Origin of the sequence: Streptomyces sp. NPDC126510 (assembly GCF_040302345.1) — a bacterium.
In the GTDB taxonomy this organism is placed as follows: Bacteria; Actinomycetota; Actinomycetes; order Streptomycetales; family Streptomycetaceae; genus Streptomyces.
The window spans coordinates 34,158-57,438 of sequence record NZ_JBEORR010000041.1 but is presented as its reverse complement, the minus strand read 5'-3'; the positions used below and the strand labels follow the sequence as shown (position 1 = coordinate 57,438).

Sequence of the window (23,281 nt, the reverse complement as noted above, 5' to 3'; positions counted from 1 at the left end):
CGGTACGGTGGGGCGTAATGGATGCGGCTACGCGGTCCGAGGAGGGAGCCACCGATGATTCTGCTCCGTCGCCTGCTGGGTGACGTGCTGCGTCGGCAGCGCCAGCGCCAGGGCCGTACTCTGCGCGAAGTCTCCTCGTCCGCCCGAGTCTCACTCGGCTATCTCTCCGAGGTGGAGCGGGGGCAGAAGGAGGCTTCCTCCGAGCTGCTCTCCGCGATCTGCGACGCGCTGGACGTACGGATGTCCGAGCTCATGCGGGAAGTGAGCGACGAGCTCGCCCTCGCCGAGCTGGCCCAGTCTGCTGCGGCCACCCCCAGCGAGCCTGTTCCCACGCCGGTTCGCTCGATGCTGGGTTCCGTCTCGGTGACCGGTGTGCCACCGGAACGGGTGACCATCAAGGCGCCCGCCGAAGCAGTGGACGTCGTCGCCGCGTGAGGTTCCGCACCCGCGCGGCATGAGAGGAACGGCGCCGACCAAGCGCTGAGAAGTGGTGAGGCCCCGGCCGGGCCGCTCCGGGAGATCCGGAGGGGTGTCGCCCGGGGTTTTCGCTTGTGTGGGCCCGGCTGAGCCGTCCCGCGGTGCCGTGTCTGATGTGTGTGCGTTTGCCGGTGTGGCGTGCGGCGGTCATCGTTGAGGGGATGGCGGGGGCAGTCCTCGGAGGTGCGGATGTACGTCGTGAAGAGCCCGTTGTCGGACGCGAGCCTGAAGACCGTGTCCGAGGCGCTGCAAGGTGCCCTCGTCGATCTGGTGGATCTCGCCCTCGTGGCGAAGCAGATTCATTGGAACGTGGTGGGGCCGCGCTTCCGTTCCGTGCACCTCCAGCTCGACGAAGTCGTCGACACTGCCCGGAGGTACTCCGACACCGTGGCCGAACGGGCCGCGGCCCTCGGCATCTCTCCCGACGGGCGTGCCGCGACGGTGGCCGTCGGCAGCGGGATCGGGGTGACACCCGAGGGCTGGGTGGACGACACGACCGCCGTGGGAACCCTGGTCGAAGCGCTGGGAGCGGTGATCGCGAGGATGCGGGAGCGGGTCGAGAGCACCGGCGAGCCGGATCCGGTGAGCCAGGACATCTTCATCGGGATCACGGCGGACCTGGAGAAGCATCATTGGATGTTCCAGGCCGAGAACGGGTGACGGCAGCGGGCGCGGGAACGGGCAACGGGCCGGGTGGGCCTGCTGAGCCCGGTGAGTCTCACGAGCCGGGTGAATCCGGTGAGCCTCCTGGGCTTCAGGAGCCTGGTGAATCCCGTGAGCCTGGTGGGCGTCGTGAGCTTGATGGATGCCGTGGGTTTCGTGGGTCCGCTGGGACTTTTGGCGCCGCTCGGTTCGGGGGCCGGTGCGGCGCGGTCGGTCTGCGCGTGCGCCGCTTGAGTGAGGTGCGCGGCCCCACCGGGGTGCGTGGTGCCTCCGTGTGCCTGCGGTGCGCCCTGCCGCCCGATCCGGCCAGCGGCATAGCGTCGGGCCGGAGGTGGCGGCCGTGGCGGGGATAGCGGGCTGGGGGAGCCGGCGCTGGGGGGTTCGCGGGGCCGCGCTCGGGCTGGGGGTGCTGTGGTGGTGGGCGGTGCTCCGGCTGGTGGCCGTGCCGGAGGCGGGGGTGCTGGAGGCAGCGGTCGCGGCCGGCGGGTGGGGCCTGAGCGTGCTGCCGGTGCACTGCGTGCCCAAGCGGCAGGCGCGGGGGGTCGTGGGGGCGGGGCGGCTGCGGAGGATCTGGACGGCCGGGGGTAAGGGTGCGACGGGGGTGGAGTCGGGGAGGTATAGGGGGTGATGGGTGGGGGGCGTCTCGCGGCGGCATGGCCACGCCCTCGCCGGGGCGCCGGGGACGCCGGTAGGTCGGGGGAGGCGTCGAGGCCGATGGACGGGGGCGTCTCACCACGGCATCGCCACGCCCCCGTTCGGGCGGAGGATCTGGCCCGTGGTGAAGGCCGAGGCGTCGGAGGCCAGGTGGAGGACCGCGTGGGCGATGTCCTCGGGCTCGCCCACACGGCCCAGGGGTGACATGCGGGCCATGACGGACTCCGTGCGCGCCTGGGACGCACTGTCGCGGCGGTCGGTCATCGGCGTCCGGATCCAGCCCGGAGCGACCGCGTTGACGCGGATGCCGTGCCGGCCCACCTCCGTCGCGAGGGTCTTCGTTAGCTGCACCACCGCCGCCTTCGCCGCGCCGTAGCAGAGCAGTCCGGGGCCGCCGGTGTCGACGGCGCCCGAGGCCATGGTGACGATGCTGCCCCGGGTGCCGTGGGCGATCATCAGGCGGGCCGCCTCCTGGCAGGCGTACAGGACACCCTTGAAGTTCACGGCCAGCACGCGGTCGAGGTCCTCGTCCCTGGTCTCCAGCACCGGGCTGCTGTGCATGATCCCGGCGACCGCGGCCAGGGCGTCCAGGCGCTCGCACGAGGTGAGGGCCTGCTTCAGCTGGAGCCGGTCGGTGACGTCGAGAGTGTGGGTGCGGGCGGTCCCGCCGCTGTTCTCGATCAGGGTCGCCGTCTCACGCAGGCCCCCGGCGTCACGGTCGGCGCAGTGCACCGTCGCGCCCGCCTCGGCGAGCAGGAGAGCCGAGGCGCGGCCGATGCCGCTCGCCGCGCCGGTGACGAACGCGGTGCGGCCGGTGAGGTCGTACGCCGTGACGGGCATACAGGGACCGTACGAGCATTTCTGACGGCTCGTCAATTAGTGCTGCGGCGCCTGGTGGTGGCCGGGGCTGGGCCCGGCTGGCAGGTGGGGCACCAGTAGGTCGGGCGTTCGCGGGAGCCGTCGCCCTGGTCCGCCATGCGGATCGACGTGCGGCACCGGAGGCAGGGGCGTGGAGCGCGGCCGTAGACGAAGAGGTCCTGGCCGCGGCGGCCCGTCGTGCTGCGGATCGGGCGGTCGCGGTTGGCCTCCAGCAGCTTCTTCGCGAGCGCGGGCAGCTTCTCGGCCCGGTCGGCGGGCAGTGCACCGGCCGGGAGCCAGGGCGTGACCCCGAGCAGGAAGCAGAGCTCGCTCTTGTACACATTGCCGATGCCCGCGAGGTTGCGCTGGTCGAGCAGGGCCTCGCCGAGTTCACGTGCGGGATCCTGGAGGATGTTGGCGAGGGCCTGGTCGGGGTCCCAGTCCGGGCCGAGGAGGTCGGGGCCGAGATGGCCGACCGCGCGGTGCTCGTCGGCCGTGCGCAGGAGTTCGAGGACGGGCAGGCGGTAGCCGACGGCGGTGCGGTCGGTGTTGCCGAGGATCGCGCGGATCTGATGGCCGGGACCGCCGCTCCAGCGCTGGCCGTTCCCGTACACCTTCCAGGAGCCGTCCATCCGCAGGTGGGAGTGGAGGGTCAGGCCGCCCTCGATGCGCGTGAGGAGATGCTTGCCGCGCGCGGTGACGTCCAGGACCGCGCGGCCCGTGAGATCGGCCGTGGCGAAGCGGGGCACCCTGAGGTCGCTGCGGGTCAGCACCCTGCCCGCGAGGGCGTCGTCCAACCGCCTCGCGGCCTGCCAGACCGTGTCACCTTCGGGCATGGGTCAAGGGTGGCACGAACGCCGCACGCTCGGCCGGGGCTGCTGCGGGTGGCCGGCCGTCACGCACGCAGGCGCAGTCCTCGGGGGGTCGCGATGAATCCTGCTCCTTCCAGGAGGGTGCCGAGGGGGGAGGTGAGGGCCTGGGCGCCGTTGACGCGCTCGACCGTGACCGTGCCGAGCGAACCCGCGCGGGCTGCCGCGGCGAGGGCCTCCGCGGCGCCGTGCAGCCGGGGGTCGTCGGCGGGATCGCCGTCCGGCTCGGCGGGCCAGGCCAGCAGGGTCTTTCCACCGCGCTCCATGTAGAGCGTCAGCTCACCGTCGACCAGGACCACGAGTGAGCCCGCTTTACGGCCTGGCTTGTGCCCGGCGCCGCTCGGGGGTTCGGGCCAGGGCAGGGCGGCGCCGTACGCGTTCGCCGGGTCGGCGGCGGCGAGGACGACGGCCCGGGAAGCGCCGTCGGGGCGGGCACGGCGGCCCGCGAAGCCCTGGTCGTACCCGGCGCGACCGCCGTTCTGCCAGGGCGGGGAGGCCTGCGGGGCGTAGTCGCGGGGCGAGATCCACTCGTCCGGGGACGGCTTCGGGATGTCGTACGACGGGGACAGGTCAGGGAACCCGTCGGGGCCGGGGCCGGGGCCGGGGTCGTCGCCGTGGCCGAGGGACGGGGCCGCGTCGTCCGGGGCGGCGAAGTCATGGGCGGGGAACGGGTCGGGTGCGGGGCCGGGAGGCGGGCCGGGCAGGTCCGCGCCGCGGTCGCGGGCGTTCGACACGGCGCGCAGGCGGTCCACCGCGCCGTCCATCGCGAACTGCGCGGCGCCGAGGCCCTCCACCACATAGCCGCGGCGGGCCTGGCCGCTCTCCTCGAAGACGGACAGGACGCGGTACGTAGCCGAGAAGCCGCCCTCGACGCCCTCCGCCGAGACCGCGCCCCTGGTGACCACTCCGTGCCGGTCGAGGAGCGTGCGGGCGAGCGCGTGGGCCCGAACGGTGGGGTCCGGTTCGTGGGCCGGGAGCAGCGACCAGCGCCCGGCCACCGTCGGCGGGCCGGAGCGGGACGAGGTCCGGGCCGCAGCCGTCAGGGAGCCGTAGCGCCCGCGGGGGACGGAGCGCTTGGCGCGGTGGGCCGTGGAGCCGGCGGTGCGGCCCGAGCCGAGCAGGGAGCGCATCGGGGTGAGGGTGTCGTTCGTCAGCCGGCCGGACCAGGCGAGGTCCCAGAGGGCGTCGGCCAGTTGGGGATCGCCGGCCTTGGGGTGGGTGGTGGCGCGGACCTGGTCGGCGATCTGGCGGAAGAACAGGCCGTAGCCGCCGGAGAGGGTGTCCAGGACGGACTGGTGCAGGGCGGTCAGCTCCAGGGGGTGCGGGGGCGGCAGGAGCAGGGGGGCCGCGTCCGCCAGATACAGGGAGACCCAGCCGTCCTTGCCGGGGAGGGAGCCCGCCCCGGCCCAGACCACCTCTCCGGCCGCGGTCAGCTCGTCCAGCATGGCCGGGGTGTAGTTCACGACACGGGAGGGCAGCACCAGCTTCTCCAGGGCGGAGGCCGGCACGGACGCGCCCTGGACCTGCTCGATGGCCCGGACCAGCCCGTCGATGCCGCGCAGGGAGTGCCCCTTGCCGATGTGCTGCCACTGAGGGAGGAACTGGGCCAGCGCGGCCGGTGGCACCGGCTCCAGCTCGTGCCGCAGGGCCGCCAGGGAGCGGCGGCGCAACCGGCGCAGCACAGCCGCGTCGCACCACTCCTGGCCGATCCCGGACGGGTGGAACTCGCCCTGGACGACCCGGCCCGCCGCCGCGAGCCGCTGGAGGGCGCCCTCGGTGACGGCGACGCCCAGTCCGAAGCGCGCGGCGGCCGTGGCCGAGGTGAACGGGCCGTGGGTGCGGGCGTAGCGCGCGAGCAGGTCGCCGAGCGGATCCTTGACGGGCTCCGTGAAGGCTTCCGGGACGCCGACCGGCAGGGCTGTGCCCAGCGCGTCGCGCAGGCGGCCCGCGTCCTCGATCGCCGCCCAGTGGTCCGCGCCGGCGATCCGGACCCGGATGGCGCGGCGGGCGCCGGCGAGCTCCTGCGCCCACTGCGGCTCGGCGCCCCGCTCGGCGAGCTCCGCCTCCGTGAGCGGGCCGAGCATGCGCAGGAGGTCCGCGACGCCCTCGGCGTCCTTGACGCGGCGGTCCTCGGTGAGCCACTGGAGCTCCCGCTCCAGCTCGGTCAGCACCTCCGCGTCGAGCAGCTCGCGCAGCTCCGCCTGGCCCAGCAGCTCGGCCAGCAGCCGCGAGTCCAGCGACAGGGCGGCGGCGCGGCGCTCGGCCAGCGGGGAGTCACCCTCGTACAGGAACTGGGCGACGTAGCCGAAGAGGAGCGAGCGCGCGAAGGGGGACGGTTCGGCGGTGGTGACCTCGACCAGGCGCACCTTGCGGGACTCCAGGTCGCCCATCAGCTCGACGAGGCCGGGCACGTCGAAGACGTCCTGGAGGCACTCGCGGACCGCCTCCAGAACGATCGGGAACGAGCCGAACTCGCTCGCCACCTGCAACAGCTGGGAGGCGCGCTGCCGCTGCTGCCACAGCGGGGTGCGCTTGCCCGGGTTGCGGCGCGGCAGCAGCAGCGCGCGGGCGGCGCACTCGCGAAAGCGGGAGGCGAACAGGGCCGAGCTGCCCACCTGGTCGGTGACGACCTGGTCGACCTCGCCCTTGTCGAAGACGACGTCCGCCGCGCCCACGGGGGCCTGCTCGGCGTCGTACTCCCGGCCCATCTTCACCGGCTCCTGGTCCAGCAGGTCCAGGCCCATGAGGTCGGCGTCCGGCAGGCGCAGCACGATGCCGTCGTCGGCGTGCATGACCTGCGCGTCCATGCCGTACCGCTCGGAGAGCTTGGCGCCGAGCGCGAGCGCCCAGGGGGCGTGCACCTGGGCGCCGAAGGGGGAGTGCACGACCACGCGCCAGTCGCCGAGCTCGTCGCGGAAGCGCTCCACGACGATCGTCCGGTCGTCCGGGATGTGACCGCAGGCCTCGCGCTGCTCGTCCAGGTACGACAGCACGTTGTCCGCCGCCCACGCGTCCAGCCCGGCGGCGAGGAGCCGGAGGCGGGCGTCGTCCTCGGGCAGCGATCCGACCTCGCGCAGGAACGCGCCCACCGCCCGGCCCAGTTCCAGCGGGCGGCCCAGCTGGTCGCCCTTCCAGAAGGGCAGCCTGCCCGGCACGCCCGGGGCGGGGGAGACCAGGACACGGTCACGGGTGATGTCCTCGATGCGCCAGGAGCTGGTGCCCAGAGTGAAGACGTCACCGACGCGGGACTCGTAGACCATCTCCTCGTCGAGCTCGCCGACCCGGCCGCCGCCCTTCTTGGGATCGCTGCCCGCGAGGAAGACGCCGAAGAGACCGCGGTCGGGGATCGTGCCGCCGGAGGTGACGGCGAGGCGCTGCGCGCCGGGGCGGCCGGTGATCTCGCCGGTGACCCGGTCCCACACCACGCGCGGACGCAGCTCCGCGAACGCGTCGGACGGGTAGCGGCCCGCCAGCATGTCGAGGACCGCCGTGAAGGCCGACTCGGGAAGCGAGGCGAAGGGGGCGGCCCGGCGCACGGCGGCGAGGAGGTCGTCGAACTGCCAGGTGTCCAGGGCCGTCATGGCGACCACCTGCTGCGCCAGGACGTCCAGGGGATTGGCCGGGACCTTGAGGGACTCGATGGAGCCGGTGCGCATGCGCTCGGTGACCACCGCCGCCTGAACCAGGTCGCCCCGGTACTTCGGGAAGACCACACCGGTGGAGACCGCGCCCACCTGGTGCCCCGCCCGGCCGACGCGCTGCAGGCCGGAGGCGACCGAGGGTGGCGACTCCACCTGCACGACCAGGTCCACCGCACCCATGTCGATGCCGAGCTCGAGACTGGAGGTGGCCACGACCGCGGGCAGGCGGCCCGCCTTGAGGTCCTCCTCGACCAGGGCGCGCTGCTCCTTGGACACCGAGCCGTGGTGGGCGCGGGCGATGACCTGGGGGGCGCCCTGGGCCGCTCCCGAGCCGCCCATGAGCTCGGCCGGGGAGTGGTGCTCGTCGAGCGTCTCGCCCGTGGCGCGCTCGTACGCGATCTCGTTCAGCCGGTTGCAGAGGCGCTCCGCGAGGCGGCGGGAGTTCGCGAAGACGATCGTCGAGCGGTGGGACTGGACGAGGTCGGCGATCCGCTCCTCCACATGCGGCCAGATGGACGGCCGCTCGGCGCCTTCCTGGCCGTCCGCGACCGGGGAGCCGCCCAGCTCGCCCAGGTCCTCGACCGGGACGACCACGGACAGGTCGAATTCCTTGCCCGACTCCGGCTGGACGATCTCCACCTTGCGGCGGGGTGAGAGGAAACGGGCCACCTCGTCCACGGGGCGGACCGTCGCGGAGAGGCCGATGCGGCGGGCGGGCTTCGGGAGGAGGCCGTCCAGCCGCTCCAGGGAGAGCGCCAGGTGGGCGCCGCGCTTGGTGCCGGCGACCGCGTGCACCTCGTCGAGGATCACCGTCTCCACGCCCGCCAGTGCGTCGCGTGTGGCCGACGTCAGCATCAGGAACAGCGATTCCGGGGTCGTGATCAGGATGTCCGGCGGACGGGTCGACAGGGCGCGGCGCTCGGCGGCGGGGGTGTCGCCCGAGCGGATGCCCACCTTGACCTCGGGTTCGGGCAGGCCGAGGCGTACCGACTCCTGCCGGATGCCCGTCAGCGGGCTGCGCAGGTTGCGCTCGACGTCCACCGCCAGGGCCTTCAGTGGCGAGACGTACAGGACGCGGCAGCGCTTCCTGGGGTCGGCCGGGGGAGGGGCCGAGGCCAGCTGGTCCAGGGCCGCCAGGAACGCGGCCAGGGTCTTGCCGGAGCCGGTGGGGGCCACGACCAGCACGTCCGAGCCCTCGTGGATGGCCTGCCACGCACCGGCCTGGGCCGCGGTGGGCGCGGAGAAGGCACCCGTGAACCAGGCTCGGGTCGCGGGGGAGAAGCCGTCCAGGGCTCGCTGCGCATCGCTGGGCATGCGTCCATCGTGCACCTCGGCACTGACAACGGGGCCCCGACGCATCGTGGCCTGCCGTTTCGCCGCGAGCGCGGCCCCCGCCGGGCCGAAAACGGTACGCCGGGGCGTCCACGGCCGCGGACAATGGGCATATGGACGAGCGCGCACGGCACTGGCAGTACGACGAGCTGCCCGGAGTCGATCTGCTGCGGGCCCGGTACGTGCACAAGACGTTCGTGCGGCACACGCACGAGAACTTCGTGATAGCCGCCATCGCCGACGGCGTGGAGGTGTTCCACCACGGCGGGGGCGACCAGTACGCGGGAGCCGGGGCTCTCGCACTGGTGAATCCCGATACGCCGCACACCGGACGGGCCGGGGTGCCCGAAGGGTGGCGGTACGGGGCCGTGTACCCGCCGCCCGACGTGGTCGCCGAGATCGCGGCCGAGACGACCGGGCTGCGCGGTACGCCGGGATTCGTCAGCCCGGTGGTGGACGACCCCTACGCCGCGGGACTGGTGCACCAGGTGCTGCGGGCCGCCGACGAGGGCAACGCGCTGGCCGCGGACACACTCCTGCGGGTCGCCGTGACCAGGTTGCTGCGGCTGAACGGCGGCACCCTGCCACGGCGGGAGGTGCGGACGGCGGGAGCCCGGATCGCGGCACGCGCGCGTGGTGTGCTGGAGGAGCGGATGGCGCGTCCGCCGACCCTGGAGCGGCTGGCGGCCGACCTCGGGACCAGCCCGTTCGCCCTGCTGCGGGCCTTCCGGAACACCTACGGGATGCCGCCCCACGCGTGGCTCACGGACGCGCGCGTACGGCGGGCGCGGCGGCTGCTGGACACGGGGACGACTCCCTCCGAGGCGGCCGTGGCCGTCGGGTTCACCGACCAGCCGCATCTCAACCGGCACTTCAGCCGGATGGTCGGCGTGCCTCCCGGGGCCTACCAGCGGGAGCGCAAGAACGTACAAGACCTCGGGTAGCCGCCGCCCGTAGCGTGCGGGGCGTGGCAGATCAGACAGTTCTCGAAGACGCAGACATCGGTGGGAAGACGGATCGGGCGGTCGTACGCGACGCCCTCGGAGTCGGGGTGGCCGTCGGGCTCTCCGGCTTCGCCTTCGGCGTGACATCGGCCGGCGGCGGACTCACGCTGCTGCAGACGTGCGCGCTCAGTCTTCTGGTGTTCACCGGGGCGTCCCAGTTCGCCCTCGTGGGAGCCATCGCGGCCGGGGGCAGCCCCTTCACAGCGGCCGCCGGCGCCTTCTTCCTGGGCGTGCGGAACGCCTTCTACGGCCTGCGTCTGTCGCAGTTGCTGGCCCTCCCGCGCGCGGTACGGCCGTTCGCCGCCCAGTGGGTGATCGACGAGACGTCCGCCGTCGCGCTCGCCCAGCCCACCCGGCGTGCCGCGCGGCTCGGGTTCGTCGTGACCGGGCTGAGCCTCTACATCCTGTGGAACCTCACCACGCTGCTCGGGGCCCTCGGCGCCGAGGCGATCGGCGACACCGACGCGTGGGGCCTGGACGCCGCCGGGCCGGCGGTGTTCCTGGCGCTGCTCGCGCCGATGCTCAAGACCGGCACCGAGCGGGCCGTCGCCGGGCTCGCCGTGCTGCTGGGGCTCGGACTGCTGCCCGTGCTGCCCGCCGGAGTGCCGGTGCTGCTGGCCGCGCTGGCGGCGCCGGTGGTGCTGTGGGCGGACGGCCGGCGCAAGGGACGGGGGGACGCGCGGTGAACGTCTGGATCGCGATCGGGGCGACCGCCCTAGGGTGCTACGTCGTCAAGCTGGTGGGCCTCCTCGTGCCCGCAGGGACCCTGGAGCGGCCCCTGGTCAAGCGTCTCGCCGCCCTGCTGCCCGTCGCGTTGCTGGCGGCCCTCACCGCCCAGCAGACCTTCGCCGACGGGCAGACGCTGGTGCTGGACGCGAGGGCCGCCGGACTCGCCGCCGCAGCCGTGGCGCTGATCCTGCGCGCCCCGTTCCTCCTCGTCGTCGCCGCGGCCGTGCTGGTGACCGCGGGGGTGCGGGCCCTGGGGGCGGGATGATCAGTCGATGACGCGGCCGTAGGCGCTGAGCACACGCAGGGCCTCGATCGTCACGAGCGGGCGTGCCTCCAGGGCGGGGGCCGGGGCCCAGTGGCGCCACCGGACCGGCCAGCCACCGTCCTCCTGCTGCTGCGCCGCGAGGTGGTCCAGGGACCGGGCCATCTCGTCGTCCGTGAACCACGCGCGCGCGAGCGAGCGCGGTGTCCGCGCGTAGTCGTACGGGAAATGGTGCTCCCCCGGGGCGTAGCCGGGAGAGACCGGATGGGAGTCCAGGTCGTCGGGGTCCAGGGCCGCGAGGCGGTGCCTGCGGACCAGGCGGCCGAGACGGTGGGCGGCCGCCTGCGCGCGCGGACGGTCAGGGGCGGAGTCCAGGAAGACCACAGCTGCCTCGATCTCGTACGGGTGCGACGTCTCCAGGGACTCGACCGCCCGCCAGCAGAAGTCCGTGGCCCGGAAGAGCCAGGCGTGCCACACCTCGTTGCGGTGCAGCAGGCCCACCACCGGCCCGGTGGCCAGCAGGTCGCTGGGCGGGTCGTCCACCACCGTCACGAAGGGAGCCGTGGGATAACCGCGCTGGCTGGGGTGGATCGCCGGGAGGGCGCCGTCCGTGGTCGAGACGGACGTCAGGTAGCGGCACATGCGTTCCACCCGCTGGCCGGCGCAGCGTCCGACCGCGTCCAGTACACGCAGCGCGTGCGCGGTGTGCAGAGGCTGGCTGACCGGGCCGCGCAGATCGGGCTCCAGCGCGTGGCCGTACCCGCCGTCCTCGTTGCGGTAGGCGTCCAGGGCGGTCTCCACCGGATCCGCGGCGGCGCCCCGGAAATGGTGGGCGAAGCGGCGCTGCTCGAGCACGCGCGCGGTGAGCCAGACGAAACGCTCCGCGCGCGTGACGGGGCTGTGCGGCGGGGGCGTCGGGGTGAGTTCGGTAGCTCCTGTTGCGGCCATGGGTCAGACCGTAGGGCGCGAAGCGGCGCCGGCAGGCGGTCCCGGCTCAGGCCCACCCCCAGGGGCGGGATACTGGAGTCATGCGGTTGACGGTCTTCTGGCAGCGGATGGCGGAGCACTTCGGTCCTGGTTACGCCGAAACCTTCGCGCGCGACCACGTGATGTCCGAGCTCGGTGGGCGCACGGTGCACGAGGCACTGGCGGCCGGCTGGGACGCCAAGGAGGTATGGCACGTGGTCTGCTCGGTGATGGACGTGCCCCGGGAGAGGCGCTGACCGTTGCCGGTGAGCCCCGGACGGCGCTGACCGGTCACGAAGATCGCAGCCGGGCAGACGGCTGTCGGTGGCGTGGGCGAGACTTGGACCGTGGCACCCACTGACGAGACCGGCCAGGCAGCCCAGCAGTCCTCAGCTTCCGGTACGACGCCGCCTGTCCGCCCCCCGGCCGGCGGGGCCGGGGGGAACGGCCGCATGCCGCGCTGGCTGCCCCGCGCCATGGTGCTCGCGCTCGCCCTCGTCGCGGCGTTCCAGTTGGGCAGTTGGGCCTTTCACCAGCTCACCGGTCTGCTGGTCAACATCCTCATCGCGTTCTTCCTGGCGCTCGCCATCGAGCCCGCGGTGAGCTGGATGGCCTCGCGCGGCCTGCGCAGAGGGTTCGCCGCGTTCATCGTCTTCATCGGCGTGATGATCGTGTCGGCAGGGTTCGTCACCCTGCTCGGTTCCGTCCTCGCGGATCAGCTCATCAAGCTGATCGAGGGCTTCCCCGAGTACCTCGACTCCGTCATCCACTGGATCAACACGCACTTCAAGACCGACCTGAAGCGTGTCGACATCCAGGAGGGCCTGCTCCGCTCCGGCTGGCTGCGCAACTACGTCCAGAACAGCGCCACCGGCGTCCTGGACGTGTCGGCCCAGGTCATCGGCGGCCTCTTCCAGCTGCTCACCATCGCCCTGTTCTCGTTCTACTTCGCCGCGGACGGCCCGCGACTGCGCCGCGCGATCTGCTCGGTCCTGCCGCCCGCCCGCCAGGCGGAGGTGCTGCGCGCGTGGGAGATCGCCGTGAACAAGACCGGCGGCTACATCTACTCCCGCGGCCTGATGGCGCTGATCTCCGGCGTGGCGCACTTCATCCTGCTGCAGGCCCTGGACGTGCCCTACGCACCCGTGCTCGCCGTGTGGGTGGGCCTGGTGTCGCAGTTCATCCCCACCATCGGCACGTACCTGGCGGGCGCCCTGCCCATGCTGATCGCCTTCACGGTGGACCCCTGGTACGCGCTGTGGGTGCTGGTCTTCGTCGTGATCTACCAGCAGTTCGAGAACTACGTGCTGCAGCCCAAGCTGACCTCCAAGACCGTCGACATCCACCCGGCCGTCGCCTTCGGCTCGGTCATCGCCGGCACCGCCCTCCTCGGCGCCGTCGGCGCACTGATCGCCATCCCCGCCATCGCCACGCTCCAGGCCTTCCTCGGGGCGTACGTGAAGCGTTACGACGTCACGGACGACCCCCGGGTGCACGGCCACCGGTGGCGGGGAGAGGGGCCGGGTCTGCTCGCGCGTGCACGGCGACTGTGGGAACGGCGCCGCGAGGCGGAGCGGCCGGAGGGCCGGGGCCCCGGGCAGGACTCCTCCTGACCTCGCCGCCGGCGATCTGATCAGGGCGCCCACGCCTCGGGCGGCAGCCTGCCCGAGGCGTGGGACCGCCCTTCGGGGGAAGGCCACAACAGGCGCCGGGACACGGAACGTACGGCACCTGCTCGGTTCCGGATGTGCCGCGTGGTGCGCTTGACACCAAAATCGAACATCCATTCTCATGGAGGGACCGGCGAGGCTCAATGAAGGGCATTTCGACATGCTTTGGGTAGAGAAATGCCCGAGTTATCCACAGGCCGGACGTGCGTCGGGGCGCGTTGTCAGTGGCAGGCGTTAGCGTCTTTGACGTGAAGCGATCGACTCAAGCAAATCGGGTGGAACCCATGGCAGGAACCGACCGCGAGAAGGCCCTGGATGCCGCGCTCGCACAGATTGAACGGCAATTCGGCAAGGGCGCGGTCATGCGCATGGGCGACCGGACCCAGGAGCCCATCGAGGTCATCCCGACCGGATCCACCGCCCTGGACGTGGCTCTCGGCGTGGGCGGTCTGCCCCGCGGCCGTGTCGTAGAGATCTACGGACCGGAATCCTCCGGTAAGACCACCCTGACCCTGCACGCGGTGGCGAACGCGCAGAAGGCCGGAGGCCAGGTCGCCTTCGTCGACGCGGAGCACGCACTCGACCCCGAGTACGCGAAGAAGCTCGGCGTCGACATCGACAACCTCATCCTCTCCCAGCCGGACAACGGCGAGCAGGCCCTGGAGATCGTGGACATGCTGGTCCGCTCCGGCGCCCTCGACCTCATCGTCATCGACTCCGTCGCCGCGCTCGTCCCGCGTGCGGAGATCGAGGGCGAGATGGGCGACAGCCACGTCGGTCTGCAGGCCCGCCTGATGAGCCAGGCGCTGCGGAAGATCACCAGCGCGCTCAACCAGTCCAAGACCACCGCCATCTTCATCAACCAGCTCCGCGAGAAGATCGGCGTGATGTTCGGCTCCCCCGAGACCACGACCGGTGGCCGGGCGCTGAAGTTCTACGCCTCGGTGCGCATCGACATCCGCCGCATCGAGACCCTGAAGGACGGCACGGACGCGGTCGGCAACCGCACCCGCTGCAAGGTCGTCAAGAACAAGGTCGCGCCGCCCTTCAAGCAGGCCGAGTTCGACATCCTCTACGGCCACGGCATCAGCCGCGAGGGCGGTCTGATCGACATGGGCGTGGAGCACGGCTTCGTCCGCAAGGCCGGCGCCTGGTACACGTACGAGGGCGACCAGCTCGGCCAGGGCAAGGAGAACGCGCGCAACTTCCTCAAGGACAACCCCGACCTGGCCAACGAGATCGAGAAGAAGATCAAGGAGAAGCTGGGCGTCGGCGTGCGCCCCGAGGAGCCCGCCGCCGAGCCGGGCACGGACGCCGCGGCCTCCGCACCGGCCGACGCGGCACCGGCTGTCCCGGCCCCGGCACCGGCCAAGACCGCCAAGTCCAAGGCCGCCGCAGCCAAGAGCTGACCTGTGACACGGCGAACCGACTGGGCGGAGTACGAGTACGCCGCCTCCGGTGCCCCACGGGGGAGGGGCACCGGAGGCGACCCGGGCTCAGCCGTGGACGAGGTGGACGGCTTCGGGGACACCCCACCCGAGGGCGACCGGCTGTACGGAGACGGGGATGACACCGGGCTGCACGGGGGCGGCTCACCCGGAGGCGGCTCGCGTGACGGCGGGCCGCGCGGCAGGCGCGGTCGTCGTCGGCGTGGCTTCGGTGACGCGGCGGCCGAAACCGAGGACGGAGGTGCCCTCTCCTCGTCGAGGGCCGAGCAGGAGGCACCTCCGGGGGACCCGGTCGAGCGGGCCCGGGCGATCTGCCTGCGCCTGCTCACCGGGACCCCACGGACCCGTAAGCAACTCGCCGACGCCCTGCGCAAGCGGCAGATCCCGGACGACGCCGCCGAGGAGGTGCTCTCACGGTTCGAAGAGGTCGGCCTCATCAACGACAGTGCGTTCGCGGACGCCTGGGTGGAGTCCCGCCACCACGGCAGAGGGCTCGCCCGGCGTGCGCTCGCTCGGGAACTGCGCACCAAGGGCGTCGACTCCACGCTGATCGACGAGGCCGTCTCCCAACTCGACTCCGAGCAGGAGGAGGAGACCGCACGCGAGCTCGTAGCACGCAAGCTCCGCTCCACCCGCGGACTCGACCGGGACAAACGCCTCCGCCGCCTTGCGGGCATGCTCGCCCGCAAGGGCTACCCCGAGGGCATGGCCCTGCGGGTGGTCCGCCAGGCGCTGGAGGAAGAGGGGGAGGACACGGAGTTTCTCGGCGACGAGGGGTTCTGAGGGGCGTATCGCCGACGGAGTGAGGTCCGGGACCGGAGCGGTCGCCCGGGCCATGCGAGCAACCGCCGCTGAACGGCTGTGTGCGTCCTAGGCTCAGCGCATGAAGATCGATGTGCGCTCAGCGACAGAGGTGGACGTGTCGGCGTTGCTTGCTCTCTACCGCGAGTTGAACCCGGACGATGCGCCGTTGCCGCAGGCGTCCGCAGACGCCGTCTGGGCGGCCATATCAACACAGCAGGGACGTACGGTCCTGGTTGCTGATGCAGACGGCACCGTGGTCGGAACGGCGGACTGCGTCGTTGTGCCGAACCTCACGCGCGGGGCCCGCGCCATCCTGTTCGTGGAGAACGTCGTGGTGGCCGGCTCCTGCCAGCGGAGCGGAGTCGGCCGTCAGCTGATGGAGGCCGCGGTTCGGCTGGGGGAGTCAGCGGGCTGCTACAAGATTCAGCTCCTGGCCGCGGACGACGAGTACGTCCACGCCTTCTACAAGGAGTGCGGTTTCGAAGCTCTGGCACAGGGTTTCCGACGCTACGTCCCCTAGCACCCCTCGCTCTCACTCCACCGGCAACCCCGCCTCCCGCCACGCCTGGAACCCTCCGATCAGGTCCGTGGCCCGGTGCAGGCCCAGCTGGTGCAAGGACTGGGCCGCCAGGCTGGACGCGTAGCCCTCGTTGCAGATCACGACGATGCGCAGGGCATGGCTCGTGGCCTCGGGGAGGCGATGGCTGCCCTGGGGGTCGAGGCGCCATTCCAGTTCGTTGCGCTCGACGACCAGGGCGCCGGGGATGAGGCCGTCCCGATCGCGCAGGGCGGCGTAGCGGATGTCGATCAGGAGCGCGTCGCCGGCCCGGGCAGCCTCGTACGCGTCCTGCGGTTCGATCCGCTCGTAGCCCGCCCGGATCCGGTCCAGCAACTCGTCGATGCTGACCGGCGGTTGAGTCTCGTGGCTCGTCGGCCCGGGTGCGGTGCTCACTGCCAGTCCTCCGGACGCTCGACCTGCTCGAGTCGCAGGATGGGGCCGTTGCGGCTGTAGCGGCGGATCTGCGGCAGAGGCGGGTAGTAGGCGTGGACGGAGATCGCGTGCCGGTCGGGAGACTCGTTGAGCACCTCGTGGACGTGGTGTCGGCCGAAGGCGCGACCCTGGCCGGTCCGCAGCCGGCGTTCCCGGTCCACGTCGTCGGTGAGCTCCAGGGTCTTCCAGCCGTCCGTGGGCAGCCGGGCGGCGAGCGAGTTCTCCTTGAGCTCGCCCGAGGCGGTCAGAAAGGCACCGACCGAGTCGGCGTGGTCGTGCCAGCCAGTGCCCGTGCCGGGCGGCCAGCCGATCAGCCACGCTTCGCTGCCGCCGGGCCCTTCCAGCCGCACCCACGTGCGGCCCTCCGGGTCGAGCGGCAGGGAGTCGATCAGCTCGGTGTCGGCGGCCGTGCGCCGGACGAAGTCGTAGAGGTCGGCCTGGGTGGGAGCCGGACCGGTGGAGACAGAGGGGGTGGCAGAAGGGGGTACAAACACGGGTGCCGTCCTGAAGGTCCTGATGAGGGTTCGCGGGCGAGGCGCGGCAGCCGGCGGACAGAGCGCGGCGCGCGCACAGAAGAAGAGGAATGCGAAATCAGCAGGACGGGCGACACACGCAGCCCGCATAGCGGAGGAGGTCCATATGGACCCTCCGCCACAGGCGCACACAGGTGTCGGTCACGCACCGGAGTACACCACGGCCGCCCGGACGGGTCAACTCACTGTCACCATGCGGACGCTCTGTGACAGTGAGCACATCGCACCAGGACCGACCCCCGGGACCGATCCTTGGAACCGACCCCCCGGGCCGACCTCAGCGTGAACCGGCCGAAGCGCCGGCCTCTGCCTGCGCCTTCACCGGTCCGCCCACCGTGGCCTCCGCCGCGGTGTACAGATCGGCCGGGCGCACTCCACCCAGCGCTGTGACGAGGTGCCCGTCGGGACGCACCAGCAGCACCGTGTGCGCGGCCGCCCCCGGATAGCTCTCGGCCACGAGCAGCTCGGCGGGGTGCGGCAGCGCCGTGACCGCCGCCGCGAGCTGCGGCATGATGCCCGCGCCGACCCAGTGCTTGCGCTCCCAGACGCCCGTGCCCGGCGCGATCAGCACCACGAGCAGCGCACCGCGGCCGAGCCGGTCCCGCAGCCGCACGAAGGTGCCGTCCTCCGCGGTGACCCGTACGTCGGTGACCGGTGAACCGAGTGGTGTGTCGACCGGCACCTCCCCTTCGAGGAGGCCGGGCGCGAGCGGCGAGTCGGCGTACGCCCCCGGCGCGCCGAGCTGGCCGTGCCCCAAGTGACCCTCGGTGAGCAGGGCGTCGTGGCCCCGGGACGAACCCGGGACGACGGCCCGCAGTCCGCCACCGCCGCGCAACAGCGGCAGTGCCTGGTCAGCGGCGCGGAGCCGGGCGGCGACGACCGCCCGGCGTTCCGTCTGGTAGCTGTCGAGAAGCGCCTCGTGCGGCCCGTGGTGCCAGGCCAGGGCAAGTTTCCAGGCAAGGTTGTCGGCGTCCCGCAGGCCCTCGTCCAGCCCGTGTGTGCCCAGCGCGCCGAGCAGATGGGCCGCGTCCCCGGCGAGGAACACGCGGTCGGCGCGCCAGCGGCGGGCCAGCCGGTGGTGAACGGTGTGGACACCGGTGTCCAGCAGCTCGTACGGCGGGGTCGTGCCGCCTGCCCAGCCGGCCAGGGTTTCCCGGATCCGGGTGAGCAGCAGCTCGGGGGTGACCAGGTCCTTGCCGGGCGGCAGGAGCCAGTCGAGGCGCCAGACGCCGTCCGGCAGCGGACGCGCCGTGACCTCGCCGGCCGAGGGCCCGGACATGCGCCAGGGCGGTTGGCGGTGCAGCAACGCCGCGTCGTGCCAGGGCAGTTCCGTACGGAGCGCGGCGACGGCGTGACGTTCCACCGCCGTACGGCCCGGGAAGCGGATGTCCTGGATCTTGCGCACGGTCGAACGGGGCCCGTCGCAGCCGACCAGGTAACTGCCGCGCCACCAGGTGCCCTTGGGGCCGCGGGTGTGGGCCGTGACGCCCGAGGGCTCTTGTTCGAGGCCGTCGAGGCGGCTCTCCACCGCGATCTTGACGAGCCGTTCGTCCGCGAGGGCCGCGCGCAGGGCTCCGGTCAGCTCGTGCTGGGCGATGTGCAGGGGGGCGGGCTCGGTACCGTCGAAAACGACCTCGCGCATCACCTGCCTGCGCCGCATCGACCGCCATCCGGCCCAGTGCGCACCGGCCCGGGTGAGGGGCATGCCGGTCAGCCGTTCCATCAGAGCGGCGGTGTCCTCGCGCAGGACGACGGTGCGCGCCGCGCGGGGTTCGTCCTTGCCCGGGCCCTCGTCGAGGACGACGCACGGCACCTCCTGACGCGCCAGCGCCAGGGCGAGCGTGAGCCCGACGGGCCCCGCTCCGACGATGATCACCGGGTCCACGGCGTGGCGCCCCCTGCCCGCGGTGGTGTCTTCTGAGACGTAGGTGAACAGGAAGTTGGAGCAGGGTGCACGATCACAGAACGTATGCAACCCATTGCCGGTGCTTGCGTCAAGTGACCAGGGGCAGTGGCGATCATGCCACTGCCCCTGAGTGTGTCACGTGAGGTGACCGGGTGTCAGATACCGCCTCCGGCGCCGGTCCCGGCCGCACCGGCGATCTCCGCGTCGTTCGGGCCCACGACCGCGCCCGTCGACTTCTTGGCGCGCCGCAGTCGACGCTCCAGCCAGCTGGCGAACGAGGTGAGGGCGAAGTTGAGCGCGATGAAGATGATCGCCACGACCGTGAAGCTGGCGATGATGTTCGCACCGTAGTAGCCGCTCATCGTGTTCGCCGAGGAGAGCAGCTCGGAGTAGGTGAGCACGGCACCGCCGAGCGCGGTGTCCTTCACGATGACGACGAGCTGGCTGACGATGGCCGGGAGCATCGCGGTGACGGCCTGCGGCAGCAGGATCAGGCGCATCAACTGGCCCTTGCGCAGACCGATCGCCATCGCCGCTTCGGACTGCCCCTTGGGCAGGGACAGGATGCCCGCCCGGACGATCTCCGCCAAGACGGATGCGTTGTACAGCACCAGGCCGGTGACGACCGCGTAGAGCGGACGGTCGTCGGAGGTCACGTTGGTGTATTCGGCGAAGAGAGCGAGGCCGAAGATCATCAGGACCAGCACGGGGATGGACCGGAAGAACTCGACCACGACCGCGGCCGGCACCCTGACCCACACGTGGTCCGACAGACGGGCGATGCCGAGAACCGCGCCCAGTGGCATCGCGATGATCACCGCCAGGGCGGCGGCCTTCAGGGTGTTCTGCAGACCCGGCCAGATGTACGTGGACCAAGCCTCGGTGTGGACGAACGGCTCCCACAGGGCCCATTCCAGCTGACCCTTGTCCTTGAGGGTCCCGAACACCCACCACAGCAGAGCGGCGACGGCGACCAGGAAGACCACCGTGAGGACGATGTTGCGACGCTTGGCGCGGGGCCCCTGCGCGTCGTACAGGACGGAGCTCATCGCTTCACCGCCACCTTCTTGCCCACCCAGCCGAGGATCAGGCCGGTCGGCAGCGTCAGAATCACGAAACCGAACGCGATGATCGCCGAGATCAGCAGCAGCTGCGCCTCGTTCTCGATCATCTCCTTCATCAGTACCGCCGCTTCGGCGACACCGATGGCGGCGGCCACCGTGGTGTTCTTGATGAGGGCGATCAGCACGTTCGCGAGCGGGACGACGGACGAACGGAACGCCTGCGGCAGCACGACAAGCCCCAGCACCTGGCGGAAGTTGAGACCGATCGCGCGGGCCGCCTCCGCCTGCCCGACCGGCACCGTGTTGATGCCGGAGCGCAGCGCCTCGCACACGAAGGACGAGGTGTAGAGAATCAAGCCCAGCACGGCGAGCCGGAAGTTGATCGTCTCGACGTCGTCCGCGCCGAGGGAGACTCCCAACGTCTGGTTCAGGCCCAGCGACGTGAACAGGATGATGACGGTCAACGGGATGTTGCGCACGATGTTCACGTACGCGGTCCCGAAGCCGCGCATCAGCGGCACCGGGCCGACGCGCATGGCGGCCAGCAGGGTGCCCCAGATCAGGGAGCCGACGGCGGAGAGCACAGCGAGCTGCACTGTCGTCCAGAAGGCTCCCAGCAGGTCGTAATCCTCAAGAAAGTCGAACACGATCTCCCGTGCTTCCGCGTGTAGGGATGCCCACGCCGGTGCGCCGCCCCTCCCAGTGGGCGGCGCACCCTGTCAGGCGCTGCCTCAGCTCTTGATCTCGCCGATCTTCGGCGCCGGCTCGTTCTTGTAGTCGGCCGGGCCGAGGTTCTTGTCCACGGCCTTCTGCCAGGCACCGTCGGCGACCATGGTCTCGAGGGCCTTGTTGATCTTGTCCTTGAGGTCGCTGCCCTTCTTGACGCCGATGCCGTAGTTCTCGTTCGTCAGCTTGAAGCCGCCGAGCTTGAACTTGCCCTTGAACTGCGACTGGGCGGCGTAACCGGCGAGGATCGAGTCGTCGGTGGTCAGCGCGTCGACGGCACCGTTCTGGAGGCCGGGGAGGCACGCGGAGTACGTCGGGTACGGCTGCAGCTGCGCCTTGGGGGCCAGCTTGTCCTTGACGTTCTGCGCCGAGGTGGAGCCGGTGACCGAGCAGAGCTTGGCGTTGTTCAGGTCCTTCGGCGTCTTGATCTTGTTGTCGTCCGCACGAACCAGAACATCCTGGTGCGCCAGCAGGTAAGGACCGGCGAAGTCGACCTTCTCCTGGCGCTCGGGGGTGATCGAGTAGGTCGCCGCGATGAAGTCGACGTCACCACGCTGGAGCATGGTCTCGCGGTCGGCGCTCTTCGCTTCCTTCCACTCGATCTGATCGGCGTTGTAACCGAGCTTCTTCGCGACGTACGTGGCGACGTCCACGTCGAAGCCGGCGTAGCCCTGCGGCGTCTTCTGGCCGAGACCGGGCTGATCGAACTTGATGCCGACGGTGATCGTCTTGCCGCCGTCGGAGCCGGAGTCGCCGCCGGTGCTGTTGTCGCCGCCGCACGCGGTGGCGGTGAGGGCGAGAGCGAAGACGGTGGCCGAGGCGGCGGTGACCTTGCGGAGCTTCATGATGAACATCCTTTGGCTGGTAAAGAGATGCGGGCCCTCAAGGGGCGGGCGGCACGGGGTGTGCGTCGGACGCGACCCGCGCCGTCAGTGGTGCAGGATCTTCGAAAGGAAGTCCTTGGCACGGTCGCTGCGCGGAGCGCTGAAGAACTGGTCGGGCGCAGCCTCCTCGACGATTCGGCCGTCCGCCATGAACACCACGCGGTTTGCAGCCGATCGTGCGAAACCCATCTCATGGGTGACGACGATCATCGTCATGCCGTCGCGGGCGAGCTGCTGCATGACCTCCAGCACCTCGTTGATCATCTCGGGGTCGAGCGCGGAGGTCGGCTCGTCGAAGAGCATCACCTTCGGCTCCATGGCCAGCGCTCGCGCGATGGCGACGCGCTGCTGCTGACCGCCGGAGAGCTGAGCCGGGTACTTCTCGGCCTGCGCGCCCACGCCGACCCGGTCGAGCAGGGCCCGGGCCCGCTCCTCGGCCGCCTTCTTGTCCTTCTTGCGGACCTTGATCTGGCCGAGCATCACGTTCTCGAGCACGGTCTTGTGCGCGAAGAGGTTGAAGGACTGGAAGACCATCCCGACGTCGGCGCGCAGCTTCGCGAGCGCCTTGCCCTCGGCGGGGAGCGGCTTGCCGTCGATCGTGATCGAGCCGGAGTCGGTCGACTCCAGGCGGTTGATGGTGCGGCACAGGGTGGACTTGCCGGACCCGGAGGGTCCGATGACCACGACGACTTCACCGCGGGCGATCGTCAGGTCGATGTCCTGGAGTACGTGCAACGCGCCGAAGTGCTTGTTGACGCTCTTCAGGACGACCAGATCGCCGGTCGCGGCCATATCTTCCTTGGCCACCGATACTTCGGTCATCGCTCTCAGGCTCCGTCCTCCTCGGTTTCGGAGGACAGTAGTTACCCTCTACGACCTGCGTCATTACATCTGAGGGGAATCTGAGCATCACGATCCGATAGCAATCGGACACGTGTCGTAGCACTTGTGAGCAGCGCTGATATCGGCCGGGTAACGGAAGGGCTCCGCAACCGGAACTCTCTTGACGCCGTCCTCATCCATCAGCGTGACTGCACAAGGTGCACGCGCGCGTGTGCACGCGTTGTGTACACAGTCAGATGGTACGGCCGATGAACTGAAGGGGGACCGGGTGAGACTGCTGCTCGTCGAGGACGACAATCACGTCGCCGCCGCCCTGTCGGCGGTTCTGGCACGGCACGGGTTCGACGTCACGCACGCGCGCAGCGGTGAGGAGGCCCTCCAGGCACTCGTCCCCGAGGTCGACTGCTTCGGCGTCGTCCTCCTCGACCTCGGCCTGCCCGACCAGGACGGATACGAGGTCTGCGGCAAGATCCGCAAGCGCACCAGCACCCCGGTGATCATGGTCACCGCGCGCTCCGACGTGCGCTCCCGCATCCACGGCCTCAACCTCGGCGCGGACGACTACGTGGTGAAGCCCTACGACACCGGGGAGCTGCTCGCCCGTATCCACGCGGTCAGCCGGCGCACCTCCCACGAGGACACCTCCAGCGGCATCGAGACCGAGCTGCGGCTCGGCCCGGTGCACATCGAGCTGCCCACGCGCAGGGTCAGTGTCGACGGGTCGGTGATCAGCCTGACCCGCAAGGAGTTCGACCTGCTGGCCCTGCTCGCGCAGCGGCCCGGAGTGGTCTTCCGCCGGGAGCAGATCATCAGCGAGGTGTGGCAGACCAGCTGGGAGGGCACCGGGCGCACCCTGGAGGTGCACGTCGCGTCCCTGCGCGCCAAGCTGCGGATGCCGGCGCTCATCGAGACCGTCCGCGGAGTCGGTTACCGGCTCGTCGCGCCTGCCGGGTAGCG

The 23,281-nt window shown here is 71.4% G+C and carries 24 protein-coding genes; 12 read left to right on the top strand and 12 right to left on the bottom strand.

Annotation, left to right across the window (positions count from 1 at the left end; all coding sequences use genetic code 11):
- Positions 1–54 precede the first annotated feature (54 nt).
- The 3 genes from ABTX60_RS37785 (at position 55) to ABTX60_RS37775 (ending at position 1,768) form a co-directional block, all read left to right on the top strand.
- A complete protein-coding gene (locus ABTX60_RS37785) occupies positions 55–435 on the top strand; it encodes a helix-turn-helix domain-containing protein (protein WP_033314530.1) in 381 nt (126 codons plus the stop codon).
- A 231-nt stretch (positions 436–666) separates the two neighbouring features.
- Entirely contained in the window at positions 667–1,137 is a 471-nt protein-coding gene (locus tag ABTX60_RS37780; RefSeq protein ID WP_352101456.1) for a Dps family protein, read from the top strand.
- 343 nt (positions 1,138–1,480) lie between these two features.
- Entirely contained in the window at positions 1,481–1,768 is a 288-nt protein-coding gene (locus ABTX60_RS37775) for a hypothetical protein (RefSeq protein ID WP_502992476.1), read from the top strand.
- Between the two features lie 101 nt (positions 1,769–1,869).
- On the opposite strand, the gene ABTX60_RS37770 is transcribed toward ABTX60_RS37775, so the two are convergent.
- The 3 genes from ABTX60_RS37770 to ABTX60_RS37760 are packed head-to-tail and all read right to left on the bottom strand — an operon-like array spanning position 1,870 to position 8,476.
- Complete coding sequence (locus ABTX60_RS37770) at positions 1,870–2,634, bottom strand: SDR family NAD(P)-dependent oxidoreductase (protein ID WP_352101455.1); 765 nt, start codon at positions 2,632–2,634, stop codon at positions 1,870–1,872.
- Positions 2,635–2,666: 32 nt separating this feature from the next.
- Positions 2,667–3,488 (bottom strand): Fpg/Nei family DNA glycosylase, encoded by an 822-nt coding sequence (locus tag ABTX60_RS37765; protein WP_352101454.1) that lies wholly within the window; start codon positions 3,486–3,488, stop codon positions 2,667–2,669.
- A gap of 59 nt (positions 3,489–3,547) precedes the next feature.
- Positions 3,548–8,476 carry an ATP-dependent helicase gene (locus tag ABTX60_RS37760; protein WP_352101453.1) on the bottom strand — a complete coding sequence of 1,643 codons (4,929 nt, stop codon included), beginning with the start codon at positions 8,474–8,476 and terminating at the stop codon, positions 3,548–3,550.
- 131 nt (positions 8,477–8,607) lie between these two features.
- Between ABTX60_RS37760 and ABTX60_RS37755 the strand changes: the two genes are divergently transcribed.
- From ABTX60_RS37755 to ABTX60_RS37745, 3 genes are read left to right on the top strand one after another with little or no spacing between them, the layout of a single operon-like run.
- Positions 8,608–9,438, top strand: coding sequence for an AraC family transcriptional regulator (locus tag ABTX60_RS37755; protein WP_352101452.1), 831 nt, complete (start codon positions 8,608–8,610; stop codon positions 9,436–9,438).
- A 23-nt stretch (positions 9,439–9,461) separates the two neighbouring features.
- Positions 9,462–10,184, top strand: a complete 723-nt coding sequence (locus tag ABTX60_RS37750; RefSeq protein ID WP_352101451.1) for an AzlC family ABC transporter permease — start codon at positions 9,462–9,464, stop codon at positions 10,182–10,184.
- Positions 10,181–10,492, top strand: a complete 312-nt coding sequence (locus ABTX60_RS37745) for an AzlD domain-containing protein (RefSeq protein WP_352101450.1) — start codon at positions 10,181–10,183, stop codon at positions 10,490–10,492. The genes ABTX60_RS37750 and ABTX60_RS37745 overlap by 4 nt, the downstream gene beginning before the upstream one ends.
- Here the strand turns inward: ABTX60_RS37745 and ABTX60_RS37740 are convergent, their stop codons facing one another.
- Entirely contained in the window at positions 10,493–11,437 is a 945-nt protein-coding gene (locus ABTX60_RS37740) for a prenyltransferase/squalene oxidase repeat-containing protein (protein ID WP_352101449.1), read from the bottom strand.
- Positions 11,438–11,517: 80 nt separating this feature from the next.
- On the opposite strand from ABTX60_RS37740, the gene ABTX60_RS37735 reads away from it, so the two are divergent.
- From ABTX60_RS37735 to ABTX60_RS37715, 5 genes are all read left to right on the top strand, one after another.
- Positions 11,518–11,712, top strand: a complete 195-nt coding sequence (locus tag ABTX60_RS37735; RefSeq protein WP_352101448.1) for a DUF3046 domain-containing protein — start codon at positions 11,518–11,520, stop codon at positions 11,710–11,712.
- Positions 11,713–11,802: 90 nt separating this feature from the next.
- Complete coding sequence (locus ABTX60_RS37730) at positions 11,803–13,068, top strand: AI-2E family transporter (protein WP_352101447.1); 1,266 nt, start codon at positions 11,803–11,805, stop codon at positions 13,066–13,068.
- Positions 13,069–13,409: 341 nt separating this feature from the next.
- On the top strand, positions 13,410–14,534 hold the full coding sequence (gene recA / locus ABTX60_RS37725; protein WP_352101446.1) for a recombinase RecA: 1,125 nt from the start codon (positions 13,410–13,412) through the stop codon (positions 14,532–14,534).
- Between the two features lie 3 nt (positions 14,535–14,537).
- Positions 14,538–15,356, top strand: coding sequence for a recombination regulator RecX (gene recX / locus ABTX60_RS37720; protein WP_352101445.1), 819 nt, complete (start codon positions 14,538–14,540; stop codon positions 15,354–15,356).
- 100 nt (positions 15,357–15,456) lie between these two features.
- Positions 15,457–15,897, top strand: a complete 441-nt coding sequence (locus ABTX60_RS37715; protein ID WP_352101444.1) for a GNAT family N-acetyltransferase — start codon at positions 15,457–15,459, stop codon at positions 15,895–15,897.
- A 12-nt stretch (positions 15,898–15,909) separates the two neighbouring features.
- Here ABTX60_RS37715 and ABTX60_RS37710 read toward each other — a convergent pair whose 3' ends face one another.
- From ABTX60_RS37710 to ABTX60_RS37675, 8 genes are all read right to left on the bottom strand, one after another.
- Entirely contained in the window at positions 15,910–16,329 is a 420-nt protein-coding gene (locus tag ABTX60_RS37710) for a rhodanese-like domain-containing protein (protein ID WP_352101443.1), read from the bottom strand.
- Entirely contained in the window at positions 16,326–16,862 is a 537-nt protein-coding gene (locus tag ABTX60_RS37705; RefSeq protein WP_352101442.1) for a cupin domain-containing protein, read from the bottom strand. The genes ABTX60_RS37710 and ABTX60_RS37705 overlap by 4 nt, the downstream gene beginning before the upstream one ends.
- Before the next feature lie 97 nt (positions 16,863–16,959).
- A complete protein-coding gene (locus ABTX60_RS37700) occupies positions 16,960–17,031 on the bottom strand; it encodes a putative leader peptide (RefSeq protein WP_310851512.1) in 72 nt (23 codons plus the stop codon).
- Positions 17,032–17,178: 147 nt separating this feature from the next.
- Complete coding sequence (locus ABTX60_RS37695; RefSeq protein WP_352101441.1) at positions 17,179–18,786, bottom strand: FAD-dependent monooxygenase; 1,608 nt, start codon at positions 18,784–18,786, stop codon at positions 17,179–17,181.
- A 176-nt stretch (positions 18,787–18,962) separates the two neighbouring features.
- Entirely contained in the window at positions 18,963–19,856 is an 894-nt protein-coding gene (locus ABTX60_RS37690; protein ID WP_352101440.1) for an amino acid ABC transporter permease, read from the bottom strand.
- On the bottom strand, positions 19,853–20,518 hold the full coding sequence (locus ABTX60_RS37685; RefSeq protein WP_352101439.1) for an amino acid ABC transporter permease: 666 nt from the start codon (positions 20,516–20,518) through the stop codon (positions 19,853–19,855). The genes ABTX60_RS37690 and ABTX60_RS37685 overlap by 4 nt, the downstream gene beginning before the upstream one ends.
- A gap of 84 nt (positions 20,519–20,602) precedes the next feature.
- Entirely contained in the window at positions 20,603–21,442 is an 840-nt protein-coding gene (locus ABTX60_RS37680; protein WP_352101437.1) for a glutamate ABC transporter substrate-binding protein, read from the bottom strand.
- A gap of 84 nt (positions 21,443–21,526) precedes the next feature.
- The gene (locus ABTX60_RS37675; RefSeq protein ID WP_352101435.1) at positions 21,527–22,303 is read right to left on the bottom strand and encodes an amino acid ABC transporter ATP-binding protein; all 777 of its coding nucleotides are present in this window, start codon (positions 22,301–22,303) and stop codon (positions 21,527–21,529) included.
- A gap of 289 nt (positions 22,304–22,592) precedes the next feature.
- On the opposite strand from ABTX60_RS37675, the gene ABTX60_RS37670 reads away from it, so the two are divergent.
- Positions 22,593–23,279, top strand: coding sequence for a response regulator transcription factor (locus ABTX60_RS37670; RefSeq protein ID WP_234846366.1), 687 nt, complete (start codon positions 22,593–22,595; stop codon positions 23,277–23,279).
- Positions 23,280–23,281 lie beyond the last annotated feature (2 nt).

What these genes read in the sequence shown, in the direction of transcription:
- ABTX60_RS37715 (WP_352101444.1), top strand. Translation starts at nt 15,457, where the DNA reads ATGAAGATCGATGTGCGCTCAGCGACAGAGGTGGACGTGTCGGCGTTG.
- ABTX60_RS37760 (WP_352101453.1), bottom strand. Translation starts at nt 8,476, where the DNA reads ATGCCCAGCGATGCGCAGCGAGCCCTGGACGGCTTCTCCCCCGCGACC.
- ABTX60_RS37755 (WP_352101452.1), top strand. Translation starts at nt 8,608, where the DNA reads ATGGACGAGCGCGCACGGCACTGGCAGTACGACGAGCTGCCCGGAGTC.
- ABTX60_RS37770 (WP_352101455.1), bottom strand. Translation starts at nt 2,634, where the DNA reads ATGCCCGTCACGGCGTACGACCTCACCGGCCGCACCGCGTTCGTCACC.
- ABTX60_RS37785 (WP_033314530.1), top strand. Translation starts at nt 55, where the DNA reads ATGATTCTGCTCCGTCGCCTGCTGGGTGACGTGCTGCGTCGGCAGCGC.
- ABTX60_RS37690 (WP_352101440.1), bottom strand. Translation starts at nt 19,856, where the DNA reads ATGAGCTCCGTCCTGTACGACGCGCAGGGGCCCCGCGCCAAGCGTCGC.
- ABTX60_RS37675 (WP_352101435.1), bottom strand. Translation starts at nt 22,303, where the DNA reads ATGACCGAAGTATCGGTGGCCAAGGAAGATATGGCCGCGACCGGCGAT.
- recA (WP_352101446.1), top strand. Translation starts at nt 13,410, where the DNA reads ATGGCAGGAACCGACCGCGAGAAGGCCCTGGATGCCGCGCTCGCACAG.
- ABTX60_RS37740 (WP_352101449.1), bottom strand. Translation starts at nt 11,437, where the DNA reads ATGGCCGCAACAGGAGCTACCGAACTCACCCCGACGCCCCCGCCGCAC.
- ABTX60_RS37735 (WP_352101448.1), top strand. Translation starts at nt 11,518, where the DNA reads ATGCGGTTGACGGTCTTCTGGCAGCGGATGGCGGAGCACTTCGGTCCT.
- ABTX60_RS37680 (WP_352101437.1), bottom strand. Translation starts at nt 21,442, where the DNA reads ATGAAGCTCCGCAAGGTCACCGCCGCCTCGGCCACCGTCTTCGCTCTC.
- ABTX60_RS37765 (WP_352101454.1), bottom strand. Translation starts at nt 3,488, where the DNA reads ATGCCCGAAGGTGACACGGTCTGGCAGGCCGCGAGGCGGTTGGACGAC.
- ABTX60_RS37780 (WP_352101456.1), top strand. Translation starts at nt 667, where the DNA reads ATGTACGTCGTGAAGAGCCCGTTGTCGGACGCGAGCCTGAAGACCGTG.